Origin of the sequence: Clostridium neuense (assembly GCF_045310695.1) — a bacterium.
Classification (GTDB): Bacteria; Bacillota; Clostridia; order Clostridiales; family Clostridiaceae; genus Clostridium_S; species Clostridium_S neuense.
Map to the genome: position 1 here is coordinate 36,159 of NZ_JBJIAA010000008.1, position 17,875 is coordinate 54,033.

General features: G+C 28.3%; 19 protein-coding genes. 14 read left to right on the forward strand and 5 right to left on the reverse strand.

The genetic code is table 11. From position 1 onward, the window contains the following. Nucleotides 1-12: 12 nt before the first annotated feature. Together ACJDT4_RS10595 and ACJDT4_RS10600 are read right to left on the reverse strand one after the other, a co-directional pair. Nucleotides 13-498, reverse strand: a complete 486-nt coding sequence (locus ACJDT4_RS10595) for a dUTP diphosphatase (RefSeq protein ID WP_406787539.1) — start codon at nucleotides 496-498, stop codon at nucleotides 13-15. Nucleotides 499-742: 244 nt separating this feature from the next. After that, nucleotides 743-1,297: a 2'-5' RNA ligase gene (locus tag ACJDT4_RS10600; RefSeq protein ID WP_406787540.1), complete on the reverse strand. Its 555-nt coding sequence runs from the start codon at nucleotides 1,295-1,297 to the stop codon at nucleotides 743-745. Nucleotides 1,298-1,426: 129 nt separating this feature from the next. On the opposite strand from ACJDT4_RS10600, the gene ACJDT4_RS10605 reads away from it, so the two are divergent. The 7 genes from ACJDT4_RS10605 (at nucleotide 1,427) to ACJDT4_RS10635 (ending at nucleotide 7,021) form a co-directional block, all read left to right on the forward strand. Next, nucleotides 1,427-1,594: a DUF1540 domain-containing protein gene (locus ACJDT4_RS10605; protein WP_406787541.1), complete on the forward strand. Its 168-nt coding sequence runs from the start codon at nucleotides 1,427-1,429 to the stop codon at nucleotides 1,592-1,594. 218 nt (nucleotides 1,595-1,812) lie between these two features. Next, nucleotides 1,813-3,069, forward strand: coding sequence for a UDP-N-acetylglucosamine 1-carboxyvinyltransferase (locus ACJDT4_RS10610; RefSeq protein ID WP_406787542.1), 1,257 nt, complete (start codon nucleotides 1,813-1,815; stop codon nucleotides 3,067-3,069). A 16-nt stretch (nucleotides 3,070-3,085) separates the two neighbouring features. Further along, nucleotides 3,086-3,877, forward strand: coding sequence for an MBL fold metallo-hydrolase (locus ACJDT4_RS10615; protein WP_406787543.1), 792 nt, complete (start codon nucleotides 3,086-3,088; stop codon nucleotides 3,875-3,877). Between the two features lie 41 nt (nucleotides 3,878-3,918). Beyond that, nucleotides 3,919-4,494 carry a GerMN domain-containing protein gene (locus ACJDT4_RS10620; RefSeq protein WP_406787544.1) on the forward strand — a complete coding sequence of 192 codons (576 nt, stop codon included), beginning with the start codon at nucleotides 3,919-3,921 and terminating at the stop codon, nucleotides 4,492-4,494. A gap of 101 nt (nucleotides 4,495-4,595) precedes the next feature. After that, nucleotides 4,596-5,096, forward strand: coding sequence for an SEC-C metal-binding domain-containing protein (locus ACJDT4_RS10625; RefSeq protein WP_406787545.1), 501 nt, complete (start codon nucleotides 4,596-4,598; stop codon nucleotides 5,094-5,096). Between the two features lie 158 nt (nucleotides 5,097-5,254). Next, entirely contained in the window at nucleotides 5,255-5,734 is a 480-nt protein-coding gene (rlmH, locus tag ACJDT4_RS10630; protein WP_406787546.1) for a 23S rRNA (pseudouridine(1915)-N(3))-methyltransferase RlmH, read from the forward strand. Nucleotides 5,735-6,019: 285 nt separating this feature from the next. After that, nucleotides 6,020-7,021, forward strand: a complete 1,002-nt coding sequence (locus ACJDT4_RS10635) for a hypothetical protein (protein WP_406787547.1) — start codon at nucleotides 6,020-6,022, stop codon at nucleotides 7,019-7,021. Between the two features lie 437 nt (nucleotides 7,022-7,458). Here the strand turns inward: ACJDT4_RS10635 and ACJDT4_RS10640 are convergent, their stop codons facing one another. Further along, nucleotides 7,459-10,695: a DEAD/DEAH box helicase gene (locus ACJDT4_RS10640; protein ID WP_406787548.1), complete on the reverse strand. Its 3,237-nt coding sequence runs from the start codon at nucleotides 10,693-10,695 to the stop codon at nucleotides 7,459-7,461. Further along, nucleotides 10,688-11,554, reverse strand: coding sequence for a hypothetical protein (locus tag ACJDT4_RS10645; RefSeq protein ID WP_406787549.1), 867 nt, complete (start codon nucleotides 11,552-11,554; stop codon nucleotides 10,688-10,690). Before ACJDT4_RS10645 ends, ACJDT4_RS10640 begins: the two co-directional genes overlap by 8 nt. Nucleotides 11,555-12,304: 750 nt before the next feature. Here ACJDT4_RS10645 and ACJDT4_RS10650 point away from each other — a divergent pair. From ACJDT4_RS10650 to ACJDT4_RS10665, 4 genes are all read left to right on the forward strand, one after another. Continuing rightward, nucleotides 12,305-13,615 (forward strand): hypothetical protein, encoded by a 1,311-nt coding sequence (locus tag ACJDT4_RS10650; RefSeq protein WP_406787550.1) that lies wholly within the window; start codon nucleotides 12,305-12,307, stop codon nucleotides 13,613-13,615. A gap of 267 nt (nucleotides 13,616-13,882) precedes the next feature. Further along, on the forward strand, nucleotides 13,883-14,323 hold the full coding sequence (locus ACJDT4_RS10655; protein WP_406787551.1) for a site-specific integrase: 441 nt from the start codon (nucleotides 13,883-13,885) through the stop codon (nucleotides 14,321-14,323). Between the two features lie 130 nt (nucleotides 14,324-14,453). Further along, entirely contained in the window at nucleotides 14,454-15,074 is a 621-nt protein-coding gene (locus ACJDT4_RS10660; RefSeq protein WP_406787552.1) for a hypothetical protein, read from the forward strand. 18 nt (nucleotides 15,075-15,092) lie between these two features. Beyond that, a complete protein-coding gene (locus ACJDT4_RS10665) occupies nucleotides 15,093-15,488 on the forward strand; it encodes a hypothetical protein (protein ID WP_406787553.1) in 396 nt (131 codons plus the stop codon). 478 nt (nucleotides 15,489-15,966) lie between these two features. Here the strand turns inward: ACJDT4_RS10665 and ACJDT4_RS10670 are convergent, their stop codons facing one another. Then, a complete protein-coding gene (locus ACJDT4_RS10670; RefSeq protein WP_231017283.1) occupies nucleotides 15,967-16,068 on the reverse strand; it encodes a putative holin-like toxin in 102 nt (33 codons plus the stop codon). Nucleotides 16,069-16,448: 380 nt separating this feature from the next. On the opposite strand from ACJDT4_RS10670, the gene ACJDT4_RS10675 reads away from it, so the two are divergent. The 3 genes from ACJDT4_RS10675 to ACJDT4_RS10685 all read left to right on the forward strand — a co-directional run bounded on the left by ACJDT4_RS10675 (nucleotide 16,449) and on the right by ACJDT4_RS10685 (nucleotide 17,858). Further along, nucleotides 16,449-17,168, forward strand: a complete 720-nt coding sequence (locus ACJDT4_RS10675; protein WP_406787554.1) for a hypothetical protein — start codon at nucleotides 16,449-16,451, stop codon at nucleotides 17,166-17,168. 87 nt (nucleotides 17,169-17,255) lie between these two features. Further along, entirely contained in the window at nucleotides 17,256-17,582 is a 327-nt protein-coding gene (locus tag ACJDT4_RS10680) for a hypothetical protein (protein ID WP_406787555.1), read from the forward strand. 105 nt (nucleotides 17,583-17,687) lie between these two features. Next, nucleotides 17,688-17,858: a hypothetical protein gene (locus ACJDT4_RS10685; RefSeq protein ID WP_406787556.1), complete on the forward strand. Its 171-nt coding sequence runs from the start codon at nucleotides 17,688-17,690 to the stop codon at nucleotides 17,856-17,858. Nucleotides 17,859-17,875: the final 17 nt, after the last annotated feature.

The window sequence follows — 17,875 nt, forward strand, 5'->3', positions numbered from 1 at the left end:
TAGATTGTATTCCTAGTAATTAGAGCTTTGTCTTTCTTGATTAAATTCGTTTTTCCCAATGTATTCACTCTCAATTTCTAATTCGGAAAATCCTAAGTTTTTTCCAAGACTTAAGAAGTCTTCAAAAAGAGTTATGTAATGATCTTTTGATGAGCAAATTACGAAATCGTTAATATCTACATATAAATCCAAGAATTGCTCTGTTATATTATAGTTGAATTTAGCTAAAGAGGGAGTTATATCATCAAAATTTTTATCAACACCTATACTAAGTATGAAATGTAAGCAGTCTATATATTCTTCAAGTATTATTTCTCTTTTAGCAGGTGCTTTGTTACTCCAGTATTTAAAACATCTTGTTTCATCGGCTAATTTGCCTACTTCAACTTGCAGTGCAAGAGATTTCTGAGAAAATAAAACCTCATCCTTAAGATTGTGTTCTTCTATGATTTGTGCATCTAAATCCTTTTGTAAACGAAATAGTTTATTAAAATCCATAGAAATGTGCCGCCTTTCTTTAACTTTGGTATATATATATTTTATATTAAAGTTATAAATAAAGAAAGTTCCACTAAACGATTACATTAAAATTTATTAAAAAAAATTTACATAAACTTAATCATGTTATATAACAGCACAATAATTGTAAAATTATTCAATGGATAATTTTGCATAGCAAAAAGGGAAAACCACTAAGGATTTTCCCTTTTTATTTATGTGATGATTTGTAAATGACATAGAATTAGTAGTCCTTTAAAGGATAACTTTTAATTACTGATATTTTTTTGTAACCTGTCAATTTACATAGCTTGAATCCTTGTATTTTAAAAAATGATGTTCCAGCAGACTTTTCTAATATATTGTTAACATTTTGATTTGCCTGTTGAAAAAGGTTTTTTAATTGGTAATTGCCATTTGCAATAGGAATATATAAATTATAAAGATCATCTAAATTTTTATAATGAAGCTTAAAGCCGCTATAATTTAGCTTTTCACATAGATTTCTAATAATTCTTATTATGTATCCCTGCTGTTCTACTTTTAGAGCAACAGCCTTTTGTTCGTTATCATATACAAGATTAGGTTCAATCTTTATCTTGAATTTTTTATAAGGTTTTATTTGTTCAAGCATTATCTTGTCTAGCTTATCTAAGTTTGGCTCATCCATGGTTTCGAGCATTATGTGAAGGTTTTGCAGTTTTTTATATAGCTTATATTTTTTGCAGGCATAACGCTGTACATTTTCTATATTTGAATAGGATTCTTTTGTAAACTCTGCGATTAAACAATATTTCATTTTTACCCTCCACAAATTATAATGTTAAACAATAATTCTATTATACCATATAAATTAATTTATTGTTAGAATAATATTTTTATATTTTGCAATAATAAATTTGTAAGATAAAATTAAGGAGGAAATATTATGGAGCATAATGAAAGTATAGGATGTACTGTAAGCGAATGTAAGTTCCATTGCAAAGATGATGATTATTGCACTTTAGAAAATATTATGGTTGTAAAGCATAGACCAGAAGCTCACGATGTTGAAGCTACAGACTGTGGGAGCTTTAAACACGAGGGTCAACAATAAATAAAAAAACCGCGTATCTAGTACGTGGTTTTTTTATTTATTGCTAGTATAGCAATTATTGAGCCATAAATGTCAAATTTAAATTACATATTTGAAAATTTAGTGTTAAAATACAGTGCACTTATGTTATAATAATATTTGTATGTTTGTAATTATTATAAGTGAATTTAACTTAAAGTTTATATATATAAAATTAATTGGTAAGGATGGATACGTTGATGGACAAGTTAATTGTAAGAGGAGGCAAACCTCTTAATGGAAATATAGAAATCGGTGGAGCTAAAAACGCAGCTGTAGCAATACTTCCTGCGGCTGTAATGGCCAGCTCAGGAATAGGCGTTATTGATAACATACCTGAAATAGAGGATATACAATGCTTGGAGAGAATAATAACAAGTTTAGGTTGCAATGTTAAAAGGACTGGTAATTCTGTTGAAATAGATAGTACAAATGTAACAAGTGTAAGTGTAACTACAGAAGATGTTAGAAAGATGAGAGCTTCTTATTATTTCTATGGAGCTCTTTTGGGTAGGTTTGGAAAAGTAAGGGCTGAACTTCCTGGTGGATGTCCTATAGGGGTTAGACCTATAGATCAGCATATAAAGGGTTTTGAAGCTCTTGGGGCAAAGGTTAAAATAGAACATGGAGAAATAGAAGCTACGGCTGATAAGCTTGTTGGAACTAATATTTATTTTGATGTAGTAAGTGTTGGTGCAACAATAAATGTTATGTTTGCCGCTGTACTTGCTGAAGGTACAACTGTACTTGAGAATGCAGCAAAAGAGCCTCATGTAGTAGATGTTGCAAACTTTTTAAACACAATGGGAGCCAATGTAAAAGGCGCAGGTACGGATGTAATAAGAATAGTAGGTGTAAAGGAATTAAAAGGCTGTAATTACAGTGTTATTCCAGATCAAATGGAAGCAGCAACATATATGATTGCTACTGCTGCTTGTGGTGGAAAAGTAATGATAAAAAATGTAATTCCAAAGCATTTAGAATCTGTTTCGGCCAAGTTAGTTGAAATGGGTGCTAAGATTAAAGAAGGCGACGATTTTATAGAAATAGAATCAGATAAAGAACTTAAGGGCGTAAATATTAAGACACTGCCTTATCCTGGATTTCCAACAGATGCACAGCAGCCAATGAGCACGCTTCTATGTACTGCTAAGGGAAGAAGTATAATTAATGAAAGCATATGGGAAAGCAGATTAAAACATGTTGACGAGCTTAAAAAAATGGGAGCAAACATAAAAGTAGAAGGTAGAATTGCAATAATAGATGGTGTTGAAAAACTTACCGGAGCAGCTGTAAAGGCTACTGATTTAAGAGCAGGAGCAGCAATGGTAATAGCAGCTCTTTCAGCAGAAGGTGAAAGTGAAATATCATGTATAGAACATATAGATAGAGGATATCCTCATATCGAAGAGAAATTTAGAAAATTAGGTGCGGATATAAAAAGAGTAAAGGCTTAAATATAAAGGAGTTATTATGAAATTTTGTTCGCTTTATAGTGGAAGTAGTGGAAATAGTATTTTCGTTGGTTCTGATAATTCAAGTATATTGGTTGATGCTGGACTATCTGGCAAAAGCATAGATAGTGCTATGTCATGCATTAATGAGGATCCTTCGAAGATAGACGGTATTTTTGTAACACATGAACATTTGGATCATATAAAGGGCGTTGGAATTTTATCAAGAAAATATAATATACCTATATATGCAAATGAACTTACTTGGCAGGCAATGGCTGGAAGCTTGGGTAAGATCAAAAGTGAAAATATAAAAATAATGCCATATGGTGAATGCATAAGCATAAAGGACTTGGAGATAATATCCTATAAAATACCGCATGATGCTGCTGCTCCATGTGGATATAAAATTGTAAGTAAAAATAAATCTGTCTGCGTAGCTACTGACCTTGGATATTTTTCAGATGAGGTAAAAGCTTCAATAAAGGATTCGGATGTAATACTTCTTGAAAGCAATCATGATGTTGAAATGCTAAAATTTGGACCGTATCCATATCCTTTAAAATGCAGAATACTTAGTAATGTAGGGCATTTATCCAATGAAGATTGTGGCAAAGCTATTTTGGATATAATAGGATCAGGAAAACGGAAAAAGATTATTTTAGGGCATTTGAGCAAAACTAATAATTATCCTGATTTGGCGTATAAAACGGTTGAAAATGTATTAGTAGAAAGCGGCGTAAAAGTTAATAGCGATGTTTTTATTAGCATGGCCAAAAGAGGGGAACCTAGTAATTATATGGAGATATAATCGATTTGTGTTTAAAGTAAAATACAAGGAGAGATTGTTATATGAAAAGGCTTATTGCTTTAGTTTTAGGAATTTCAATTTTAACTGCTTCGTCTGTTACTTTTTCAGGTTGTGAAAAAAAGGATAAGTCTAGTGTAGATACTACTGAAAAGATTAAAAAGTTAAAACTTTACAAGGAAAATAGTAGTGTTGTGGATTTTAATTTGTATTTTGATTCATCTAATAATGAAAATCAGGCTCAAATCTCTAAAGAGGAGAGAATGATGAGTAAAGATGAGATAATGGGAGAATTAATAATTAATGAGTTAATTAAAGGTCCTGCTGTGAATAGCAAGTTGAAGCCGGTATTGCCCACAAATACAAAATTGCTTAGCTTTTCTGTAAAGGATGGAATTGCTTATGTAAGCTTAAGTGGTGAGGCTAAGATTAAGATGACTGAGGCCAAGGAAGGGGCTACTTTAAAAAGCATAGTTAAATCCTTGGGACAGCTTGAATCCATAAAATCCGTCAAAATACTTATAGATAATAATGATACTGATACCTTAGGCGGAAATTACGATATATCAAAGCCTATAAACAAAAATAATATAGAATCTTTGAAAAAAATTACAAAGTAGCATAATATAATTAAAAATATATTATTTCTCATGTTGAAAATAGAGAGAAATATGGCTATAATATTATAGGTAAATATTTATTAAAAGGAGAATAAGAAATTATGAGTCTATATAAAGATTGGACAGACATGATTGTAGACTATGTAAAACATAAAGGAGAAGCGGCATTTTGGAAAGACTATGGTGAAATTGAAACTTCAATTTATACTAAGCTTCTTGCAAATCACAAAAAGGAATTAAAGGGCAAAGTAGAGGATTTGGCAAAAGAGTACAACACATCTACAGTTTTTTATATGGGCTTTTTGGATGGTATAAATGACAGTTTAAAACAGCCTTTAGACCTTGAAAAAATTGAAGCTGATTCTGAAATTGAATTAAATATTGATTTTGAAAAGCTTTATTTCAATATGCTTGAAGCAAAAGCTGATTACTTATACAGCCTACCTCAGTGGGATGGTATTTTTTCACCTGAAAAGAGAAAAGAAATTAAGAAAAGCTGGAGCACTTCAAAAATTTTTGTAAATAAAAACAAGATAGGGAGAAATGATCCTTGTCCTTGTGGAAGCGGTAAAAAATATAAAAACTGCTGTGGAAAAAGATAATACATAAATATAAAACTCTCTATTGTTCTGATGGAGGGTTTTTTATTTATGTGCTATTTATGGATCATCAAGTAATATTTTTTAAATTCACAATTCACAACATAAGGATAATTTATTTTCCCTAAACTGTGAATTGATTTTTTAATGAGGAGCGTAAAATGAATATAACTTTAATAACCGTTGGAAAACTTAAAGAAAAATATTTGAAAGAAGCAATTTTAGAATACTCTAAGCGTCTTAGCAGGTATTGTAAGATAGATATAATTGAACTTCAGGATGAAAAAACTCCAGAAAATGCATCATCTAAGGAGGAAGCCTTGATTAAGGAAAAAGAGGGAGAAAAAATACTTTCTTCAATTAAAGATAACATGTATGTCGTAGCTTTGGATTTAAATGGCAAGATGCTTTCTTCTGAGGAATTCTCAGCCTTTATAGATGACCTAGGGCTTAGGGGAAATAGTAATATTGCATTTGTAATAGGTGGCTCTCTCGGACTTTCAAAAGCGGTTTTAAACAGGGCAGATTACAAGCTTTGCTTTTCTAAAATGACATTTCCTCATCAGCTTTTTAGAGTTATGCTTTTGGAGCAGATTTATAGAGGGTTTAGGATTAGTAGAGGTGAACCGTACCATAAGTAACAGCGTCACTTTGGAAAATGAAATGCATTATAAAAGATGTGAAGTTTCTCGGGAAGCATTGATAGTAGTGACTTTGATGTGAATATTGATTTCTTAAATTATATTTTATATTAAATAAATTATAATATGCAAGTATAAAAGAAACAGAGAATAAACTGTTTCTTTTATTTTGCTCACAATTTTATGGAATTAAAAAAATAAATTGATGATTAATGTGAAATAGCCATAATATAATGTATAGGAAAATGATATAATAGATGTAATATTGAGGTTTGGAGTGGTTTAATGTTAGAAAGGTTAGATGAATTAGTAAAATGGAGTGTTAAAAATAAAGAATGGCTATTTTCTGGAGCTGGGATTTCTATTATAGGGATAATTTCATTTGTATTAAAAAAGATTTTTAATACGAATAAGAACGATAATATAAAATCAATAAATATTAATTATAATAACAATAACTTTCCACAAAAATCATCTCAATCAAATAATGAGCAGAAGGATGATATAAATAATGATATGCTAAAATTAGTAGATAGGTTTATTAGCGTATATACAAATCATGGTATATTAGTAAATCAAATTTGTTTTTATATTAATCCTGATTTTCAATTGAAATTATCAGATTTTAAAGATAAAGATAGTATTTTGCAAATACTTGATGATAAAATTATTAATTGGACATGCAAAATGTTTAATGTCCAAAGAGAATGGATAGATGGAAAATCAAATAGAATTTATGCGAGCATAGATTACTATAAAAGAATTACAGTGTGTATTAAAAAACTTGTAGAATTGAAAAACTTATATAATGAGGATTTGGAAATATATTTTATAAAAAATGGTGATTTGAATCCAAATGTATTTGGTAAAAGCTATGTTATAATAATATTTAAATATGCAATAAATAAATTTAACAATTCACCTATATATAAGTATATTCCAATAAAAACAATGTGGGATTGGGGACATTGGAGAAGTAGATATCAATTAAAATCAATTATATATTTTTGCGAAAAACTAGGCTTAAATATTAATGGATACGATATGCCTTTAGATGTTATTGAGAATATTTCTATGGGAATAGTTTTCCCAGAATTAGAAATTGATAAGATACCAATAAATATATGGTATCCAGAAGATTATATTGATTATGAGACAGAAAATGTTGAGGCTAAAGAAGTGCAGGAAACAGATAGTATAATGCAATATATTAAAGATGAGGGCTATTTAAAATATTTTTATAAAATTCAGCAAGATGAAAAAAATATAATTTTAATGGAAAATTAAAAGAAAGTTATTTTAAAAATAAGGTAAAGTGTAGATAAAGATTATTGCTAAAGTAGCTTTTGAAAAATCAGATCATGTTGGTTTTGTAATCAATATTTGATAAAAATGAGCTGGTAATTCATTTTGAATCATTGTCAAAAGGTAAATAAAGAAGTTTTCATAATTTAGTAATTTTATTTTAGACATTGAATATAAATAATTATTTGAAAATCATACTGTTACAATAGTATAATAAAAAACTAAGTGGCTTTCACCACTTAGTTTTACTAAAGACTAATGTTTTAATAAACTAATCATAAATTCCAGTCAAGTTCACAATTAATTGTTACAGGTAGTTTAATAGTAGATTTATAGAATAAGTTTATCATCTACTTCCTACCATAGTCGTAACGATAAATTTGTTAGCTTTTTATATTGAAATAGTATTTTATCAAGAACTATTTTATTTTACTGTCTACAATTTCTTTAATAATTTCACTAGAAACATTTTTGATCTTATATTGTTTAGGTTGTATTTGTGATACAATGGCTTTAAGATTTTCTATGTTATTAGCTTTTATTTCGAGTTCTGGGTGTTCTGATTTAAGCACATTCAAAACATTTTTAACTGCAAAACGTGGAACACCAATTTTTGAAATGATTGCGGCTTCTTTATTGGATACGCCATAATAAATGTAAGATGGTAACATCTTAGCATTTTCTGTTCCTAAATCATAACTTAATTCTTGATAAATATTGATTCCCCAAGGCATATAAGATTTCATTTGACTATTTAGATACTTATTGCATAATTCCATTGCAGATTCTAATGGTTCATTATCTCTTCTAATTGATTCTGCAATGCTGCTTATTTTTTTACCATTTACCCATCCGATTACAAGCTTTGCAATACTTTTTGAATCTAATTCTCCTTTACCTGTCATCTCAATGTGTATTTCTGGTATTTTGGAGATTATGTCTATTATTTCACCTAATTTTTCATAATTTTTTGTTTTAAGTATGATGTCAGAGGCTTTATATTCATTATCATTTTGGCTTTTTAAGCCAGTAATAAATGCACCAATTATTGATTTGACTTTTGAGAAGCTTATATCACTAATTCCAAGCTGATCTGCTTTTTTCAATTCTTCCTTTTTTTTATCACTAATATGGCGGACATATTGAGCAACAAAATTATTTAATTTCATTTGTGCATTAATATAGCCTTCTTGTTTATCTAGGCTGTGGTATAAATAAGAATCATTTAAAATTGTTCTTATTTTAGCTAGTTCTGATGTATTTATATTGTATTCATATCCAATATTTAAAATGTGACTAATATATTGAATTAAATTAAGTACTGGAGTATTATTAGGCTTCTTTAAAAAATCATAATCTAAACTTATCTGGTTATCTCCTGAAAAGAAAGAATTTAAAGATGAAATTACATCCTCTGCATCTTTTTTTATATATTCCTTAGTGCTTTCTCTAGTTTCTTTTGCTGAATTCCTAAAGGATACTATAATATAACCCTCTTTATCTTTGTATGCACGACCAGCCCTTCCTGCTATATTCCAGAATTCTGCATTAGTAAATTTATGATCACCCCTAAATTTAATGGTTTCGAAAATCACAGTACTAATTGGAAAATTCATTCCTTGTGCCAATGTGGTAGTTGTAAATGCAAATTTTATAAGATTTTTTCTTAGCAGATCTTCAAGGGTTTCTTTTACAAGTGTAGATAATCCAGAATTATGATAGCATACTCCATATTTTACACATTCCAATAGAGGATCATATTCATCGGATTCTAATTTAATTATTTCCAGTGCCTTTTTTATGTCTTTATTGCTAGTTAAATCTCTCAATTCTCCATTATTCATAAAATAATTCTTGATTTTTATAGCAAGAGTTTTGGTTGTTCTTAAACCTTCACATAAAATTAAAACATTACCTTCTTGTCTAACAAAATCACTAAGAATACAGCATATTTTAACAGTATTATTAATACTTTTTTCTTGCATCTCCTGTTTTATATCCATAGGATTATGTCTTAAAGCAATTTCAATATTTTCTGTTCCAAGTTTATTTCTTGCTGATTTATAAAATTCCAATATAGATTGTGTTTTCTTATTTTCTAAAATATTGCAACCTACATACTGATTTGTAGGGGACCATTCAAATGATACTACAGTAGAATTTCGTTTAGAATCAGCAAGCCATTCTCCTATTTCATTTGCATTAGGAATGAATGGACTTAATAATAAAAAATTAACTTCTTTCATCCTCTGCTTTATAGTTGCTAATACCAATTCGAATTTTGAACCTCTGCTTCTATCTCCAATATTATGAGCTTCATCCATAATGACTAAACGGGTATTCATAATAGATGGATGACCAATTCTAACTAGAGATTCAAGTTTTTCTGGAGTGCTAATTAAAATATCAATATGTTTTCTATTTAAAATTTCTTCTTCTATTTCATCAACATCATAACAAGGTAAAGCTGTTTCAATATTAAATTCGAATTCTTTGAAATCTTCATTTAAATCCCTCTTTACCTGTTCGATTAATGCATTAGTAGGTACTATATAACAAATCGTAGGTTTAAAATTTTGTGTACTATAATTGTGCAAACTAAATAAAATTTGCATTTCAGCTAGTAGTGATTTTCCGGAACTTGTAGGCATACTTACTATAATACTTTTTTTTGGAGTTAAAACATCTGAAATTACTTCTCTCTGTGATGGTAATAGAGAATATACATAGTTGCCTTTTCCAAGCAAATTATTTTCTATAAATTGACGAATCTTAGGTGATTTCTCAGCTATATTCCAAATGGAATTTTCAGCAACTTGAGTATAAGAATACTTAAGCAAATATCCAATTAATTTTAATTCTATGTTTTCAGCATTTAATAAATAAAAAGCATTGTATGAGTATACATCGATAACGCTATAAATATCCTGATTTTCTTCTTTTTCAATCTTTCCAGTAAATAAGTATTCTTTAAGAAGTGAGGTAAGATAAATTATATTGCCAAATGCACTAATTTTTAATCCGTTTTCAATATCCAGTTCATCTTTTTCAATTTCCTCATTTTGTGCTTTATCTAGTTCTTTTTCAGCTTTATCAATGTATGAATTTAATTTTAATAAACCATCATAGTTCTTAATATTACTAACCATTAAAACAATCAAATAATACGTATCAAGTTCTAATTTTTCTAAAGTTGTCAAATTAGTATATTTATCTATCTTGTTTTTTAATTTAGCATTATACTCATTAATAACAATATTAGAAATTGTTTGTTTATCCGCTAGATAAGAAAGCATACTGTACATTACAAGATACGATAAATTATTCCACACGCTATCATTATCTTGACTTAATAGCTGTTCATATAATGTAGCAGTTGAACTATACAATTCTGATAATAAGTTTTTTCTTTCATTACTTTTTATTTCTTCCATATTAGGATTTTCTAAAACAATTTCCATTAAAGCATTAAGTAAATTGGTCTTTGAAATTAATTCGCTATTTGAATATTTATTTTCTTTAAAGACTGTACCGAATTTATGATGAATGCGGTTTTTATCAATATTTTCCAGCATTACACCGAGTGAAAATAGACTATCTTCACTTACTTTAAAAACAGATTTTATTGAATTTATAATTGCATCAATATTATTCATTTCCTATCGCCTCTTTATAAATGGCATCACTAAAATTATTTATAGATTTGTTAAATGCAAGTATAATATTTTCAATATTATTACTAGCACCACTAATAGTAAAATTTTTATAATCACCTGTGTCTTTATTACTTGTTATCTTATTATTATTTCTTATAAGTAAAGGAAAAAACATAATATTTTCGGCTAACGTATCTTTTTCACCAGCTATTAAATGCGATAAAAAATTTATAATTCTTTGAAGCTCATCATCATGAAACTTAACGTTTCGAATTCCGTACATATATTGCAAAATTTCTCTTGAAACTCTATTATCTCTATTATCTACTGCTTTCTGAATATCATCTTGTAATGAAGCTATTACTGAAGTACATGGTATTTTTTCAGTTTCTGATGCTTTAACTTCACAAATAACAAATTTTATTGAATTATCAACTATCCGAATACCTGGGACATCAATTCCATCTGTATGTTTATCTATTTCAACCGGTTTTAAATTCATTCTTTTATCTGCTTCATCATAAAAAGTACAGCCATATTCTTTCTCTAGCAAAAGTTGAGCCATCCATTCAGTTACTCTTTCTCTACGAACATCGAATTGAGGAACTTTTGATTTTTTAGGAATGCTTATTTTAGCTACTTTTTCATTAAACTTTTGGATAAATTCTGGTTTTAGATTTTTAGCTGCAAAATATGTCAAATCATAGTTCTCTACATTGTGAACGTTGGAAGATTTTACTTTACTAATTAAATACTCTCTTAGTTGATTATAACTTTGCTCGTCATCAATATCATATTCAAATAGTTTTACATTTAATCCATTTGTTTTAGTTGCAAGTAATTGTTTTATAGCTGCCATCTTAAGTCCCCCATTGTTACTATTATTTATTATTCGAAGAGTATTCGTAATATTGTGCTTTTAGTATATCAAATTGTTTTTATTTTTTCTATAGAAATGATATATGTATTCAATTTTTAACATTATAATACATTTATTATATCATTTTCAGCTACATTAGTCATATCAGTAGTTATAAACAAGTGTATATCACTTATTGTAAAACCTACATTCATTATTTAAAATCCGTATCAACCACTATAATATTCATATATTATTATCATGAATAAATTTAATATAAATTAAGAGCTTTAACTGCCTCAATAATAGGTGCTTAAAGCTTTTTTATTTACTAAAAAATAAAATTATTAGGAAGAAGTAAAAATGTCAACAAAAAAATATCTAAGGAAGAAATTACAGAAAGCCAAGCTCTAGTAGAGGAAAAAGAAAAGTCTAATTTTCACAAGAAAGCAGTTGTATTTAACATAAGTGTAGGCTGTAAAAAAATCATAGATGAATTCAAGCAGTATCTTATAGAAAACAATAAAATTTCTAGTACTTTAAGGTCATACCCTTTTGACGTTAATAGTTTTATAGATATGGCATGGTATCACGTTAGAATGAAATGAGTAAGGTAGTAAATTTTTATGCAAAAATTATTTGAATCATGTAAATAATTTTTAATAATAGGAATTTTATTTAAAATAATATTGAAAATGGTGGTATAATATGTAATATATTGGTTTGATAGATAGATGGGGAGATGAAATTTTGAATAATGAAATAATTTTACCTACATTAGAAAATGGAACATTACCAGCAGTAAAAGAAATAATAACAGCTTTAAATTTACCAAGAGAAGTGTTGGCTAGTGATGAAGAAATTGTGTATGCATGGAGAGAATTACCAAGGGAATTAAGAGCTATACCAGAAAATTTAAGAGGAGACTTATTAGCACGTATGTGTATAGCAACTTCTGTAGGATTATTTGATGGTGCGATAAATTATGTATGGAATGCATCTGTAAATAATCTTAGAAAGAAAGTAAAGGATTTTGGATATAATGTAGTTGGGCAAATATTACAAAAACAATTTGAAGAAAAAGATTTATATGATATGAAAGATGCTGAGTTATTAGAGCTTTGCTTACAAATTAATTTAATATCGGAAGATGGATACTATTTTTTAAGTCAGTGTAGAGATATTAGAAATAACTATTCGGCGGCACATCCTAATAATTCAATGCTTGATGATAGGGAATTAATTATTTATTTAAATAGATGTGGCAAATATGCATTGTCAACAAGTGTTAATGCGAAAGGTGTAGATGTCAGTGAATTTATGTCAGCTATAAAAGTTGGTAGATTTACACAAGAACAATTAGAAGTATGGAATACTAGATTAAAAGAAACTCATCAAGCACAAAGAGATTTATTATTTTCAATAATACATGGACTATATTGCGATTCAAATTCTAATGAACAAATTAGAAGTAATTGTTTGAAGATATCTAAAGAATTTGTACAAGTGTTTTCTCCAAATTGTATTTCAGACTTACTTAATAGACATTATGAATACAAAGCAAAAGGAAAAGAGGATAGTTATTCTGCATCACAACAATTTTTTGAGAAATTAGGATTAATAGGATATTTTGCTGAAGGAGAAAAACATAGCATAGTGTCAAAAGCATGTTCGAGATTAATGTTAATTCATCAAGGATATGATAATTTTTATAATGAACCACCATTTGCTGAAAGATTATATGAGTTAACTAATAAAACGGGTATACCAGAAAGCACAAAGGAAGAATTTGTTAAGGCAGTAACAACATGTTATGTTGGAAATATTTATGGGTATTCTAGGTCGGCTATAAAGTACTATGAAGAAATGATAAAGAATTTTACCCCTAAAGAGATAGAAATTTTATTGAGTTTAAATACAAAACGTTGTTTATTAAAATCGAGAATAGATGAATCAATTAATTGTAAAAAAAGATATAGGGATGCAGTAATGTTGATTGAGGAAAAGAGTGTACCTATTTCATTAAAGATTAAGTATAATAAGTTGAAAAACAATAGATAAATATTGAGCAGGAACTAAAAAATAGATATACATGTTGCTTGCTTTGATAATTTTTACTTTATAAAGAGAGATTATTCATATATATTCTAATTTACCGTAATGATATAAGTAGAAATTATCATTTGAAATCCGTATCAACCATAATAATATCTATATATTATTATCATGAATAAATTTAACATAAATTAGGAGCTTTAACTGCCTCAATAACAGGTGGTTAAAGCTTTTTTTATTTACTAAAAAATAAAATTATAGGAGGAAATAAAAATGTCAACAAATAAAACGAAGGAAATATCTAAGGAAGAAATTACAGAAAGTGAAGCTCTAGTAGAGGAAAAGGAGAAATCTAATTTTCACAAGAAGGCAGTTGTATTTAATATAAGTGCAGAAGGTAAAAAAATCATTGATGAATTCAAGCAGTATCTTATAGAAAACAAGAAAGTTTCCAGCACTTTAAGGTCATATCTTTTTGATGTTAATAGTTTTATAGAATTTGTTGAAACTGATGGAACTGCATTTAATGGTAAATTCACTCTTCAAAATTATAAGGATTTTATAGAAATGCAGGTAGAGAAAAAATTTAAGATTAACACCATTAACAAAAGAATTAATAGCCTACAGCAGTTCAATATATTCTTATTATCGAAGGAGTATATGGATGGCGTGATTATAATTCTAAAGAAGGACAAACTTACAGAAGAAAAATAGAAATAAAAATAAAAAACTTAAAGCAATCAATTTAAGTTTAAATTAACTATATATAAATAAATATAATAGGAAAATACATAAATGATAGATGAATTAAGGTCTATCATTTTTTTATTTGGAGGGAAAGGAAATGGACAATAAATCAGATAACAAAACCTTTAATAAAACCATAATTAGCAAATTTATTATGAAGGAAGTAGAGCAAATTTACATGAAATACAGTGCTATAGAAGAAGAGGAATTAAATATAGTTGCTGATTTCATAAGGTTACTTGAAGAAAATAAAATAGATTTTGACCCTTATGTAGACTACAGAGCTACGAAGGCTATGGCTTATATTTGCAAAGATATAAGTGATGTAGAGCTTATACGATTTTATTTGTTTTTAAGATACGATATAAGTTTAGATGTAGAAGTTAAAGAAGCAGAAAAAGCATATAAAAGTTTAAATGAATATGGTTATACAGAGGTTCAAAATTACTATGTTTACTATAAGGATAAAGAAGAAGCAGTTATAGAGTTAGCAAAAGAAGTACTTAATAAAAAATTGGAAGACAGTGACGAAGTAACAGCTATGTTTGATGAAGAGGAATTAGCTTATATGTGGATATTTAACACATCAAAAAATCAAGCAGGCGAGGAATATTTATCAGAGCATGGTTGGAAGGGTGTATTGGAGGTTGGAGAAGTAGAAGAAGGCTATGTTAATTCAGAGGGAAAAGAAGTTTTATACTGCTATAAAGATATATAGAAGAAGGGGAGAGATTAAATGTACATTATTCAAACAAAACAGGATTTAAATATATTAGAAAAATCAAAGGTGATGGAGGAAGAATTTATTAAATTACTTAAAGATAAATTTAACAGCTTATACGAAAACCTTTCAGAAGGAACACCATTAAATGAATTTTCTCTTGAAGATAAAGGGTATATTGTAATACTACATGAAGGTGATAATATAAGAAATTTATCAACGGTGGGATTAAATCCAAATGGGGGGCTTCTTTCTGCAATACCTGAGTTTATAAATGAAATAATCCTTAATAAATTTAAGATATACGAGATAATAGTAGTTTATAATAATGAATTTTGCATGACATTTTATATGTCAGATAAAATAATGAATGATGATGAAGTAAAGAAGTGGATAGAAGAATATAAGTAGAAGCTCTTAGCCTAAGTAAATTGGTTAAGAGCTTTTTTATATAAAAAATTATTATTGTTATTAAGAAAGGTTTGATAAAAATGATAAATAAAAATTAACGTCGAGTGATATAAGTGTTCTAGAAATCAGGCAGAGCAGGGCAATTGAAAAATTCAACATAAAAGGCTTAATGGAATATGATATTAATTTAACAAGCGGCTGTGATATAGATGACTTCTATAGAGACATTATACAAGAAATCTTAATTGAAGAGGTATTTATAAATACAAATATAAAAATTGAGATTCGATTTTTAATATGATCATTAAAAATATATGTTTATTTTTGCGGAAAATTTGATATAATATAAATAAGAAATGCAAAAAATAAAAATAGGGTGTTGGCGCACCCTATAGTATACAATATAGTTGCTTAGGCAACTGGTATCACTAAATTTTTAGTGTATAAAAATAGTAGCTAACCATTGCGAACGGGGCTACTATTTTTTTGAAATTTTTTCTATAAGTAACACTATAAATGTTAATAGTGCTATTAAGAATATACCTGCTGTAAATAGTAACATTAAATTGTCGTTACTCATATATATCACCCCCCTTCATCAGGGATGAGTGATACCAGTAGCCCACATTCAACTATAAATTGTACTAGAAAATTATATCATAGGATTTATCATAATTCTATAATAAAAATAAAAGTAATTGCTTAGTGATAATGTAGGAAAGAAATAATAAGTTTATTTGGAATATAGGCATATTAAAAAGTATAAGAAAGCATCTATTCTTTGAAACTGACGCCGATAAGATAGTTACGGGGAACCGTATCATAAATAAAGACGTCAGTTGGAAATAAAATATATAAAATTTATTATAAATAATGAAGAAGGAGAATCCTAAAATAAAGAGGGTTCTCTTTTTTCTATTTTGTTTAAGATTAGGAGGTGGAATAATTAAGCTTATACTTATGATATTAAGCGGGCGAAATAACTTAAAAATATCAAATATAGCACGAGACATATTTTTATCTATGGGAAGTATTGATAGTAGAATACAAGCTAGGCGAAATATAGGATTAAGGTTAAAGAATGCTTGTGATGAATGTAATGAAATAGAGCAGAAATTAACTAAGTTACAGAAATTCATAAGTAATTCAATGGATAGATATGAAAAGGCCGAAAGAAAAGTAGAAAATGAATCAGAGGAACTAATAGCATTATGGAATTTAAGAATGGAAACTCTTGTGGAATTAAAAAGTATGGTTGGGATTTTAGGGACAAGCTCCTCTTATATTGAAAATGCTAAAATGTTTTATGATGGCGAAAAAGTTGGAGATGATGATGACGAAGATACAGAGGAAATATTAGAAGATACCGACGAGCTATTAAAAGAAGTAAATGAAGAAGATGATAATGACTGGACAAGGCAACCTGCAAAAGAAGATATCTTTGATAAATTTGCAGACTGGCTTACTGAGGAAGTTACAGGAGAAAAAGCAAGTCCAAAAACTCAGGGAGAGGAAGTAATAGAAGCACAGTTAACATCAATGTCTCTAGATGAACAAAATATTTTAGCAGATATTGCAAGCGATTATCAAACAGCATTTAGAGGGTTAGCTAGTGCAGATAGAATAAATGAGGCATTAGAAAATTTTGAAGAAGAGCCTGTGTTTAGTAGTGGAAAATAATACTAAGGTAGGAGATAATCTTGTATCTACTGGAGCTCGTAACATGTCAGTGAAGAATATTTTAAACAAGAATAAGCAGCAGAAACAATGTATAATAGTATCAGAAATTTAACTGATGATGTTTCTAATATTGCTAAAAATACTGGTATGTCAGAACAACAAATTCAAAGAATAAAAGACCATGTATTTAGTGATGAACATATTTTATTGGATGGCGTAGGACAGTTTAATCCGGACTATGATATAGCACAAGCTTGGAATAGATTAAGTGATGGAAGTTATAACCAAAGTGATATTAACTTATTAAATCATGAATTGTTTGAATCAAAATTTGAGGGAATCTTTAAAACCGATTATCAAACAGCCCATAATGCTACAATTAGTTCTGGGCGTACATGGAATCCTGATAAATAATAATTATACTGGGAGGTAGTAAAAATGGCATCATTTGTGTTGTTAATTAAATAATTTGAAGATAATGATAGGGTAGTATATAAGTTTGGACCTAATGAGAAAGTCATGGGAAAGATAGAACTAAATAAAAAGACAAAGATGTTTAGTGAACTGGAACCTGTTCAGGATTCAGTACAATCACCACAATTTTATTTTAATAGAGCAGCTCAACGATTGGCTAGGTGCTTTATTAAAGAAGGAGGAAAATTCCTTGATAAAACAACATTTGAATCTTAGTAAAATAAATTAATTTA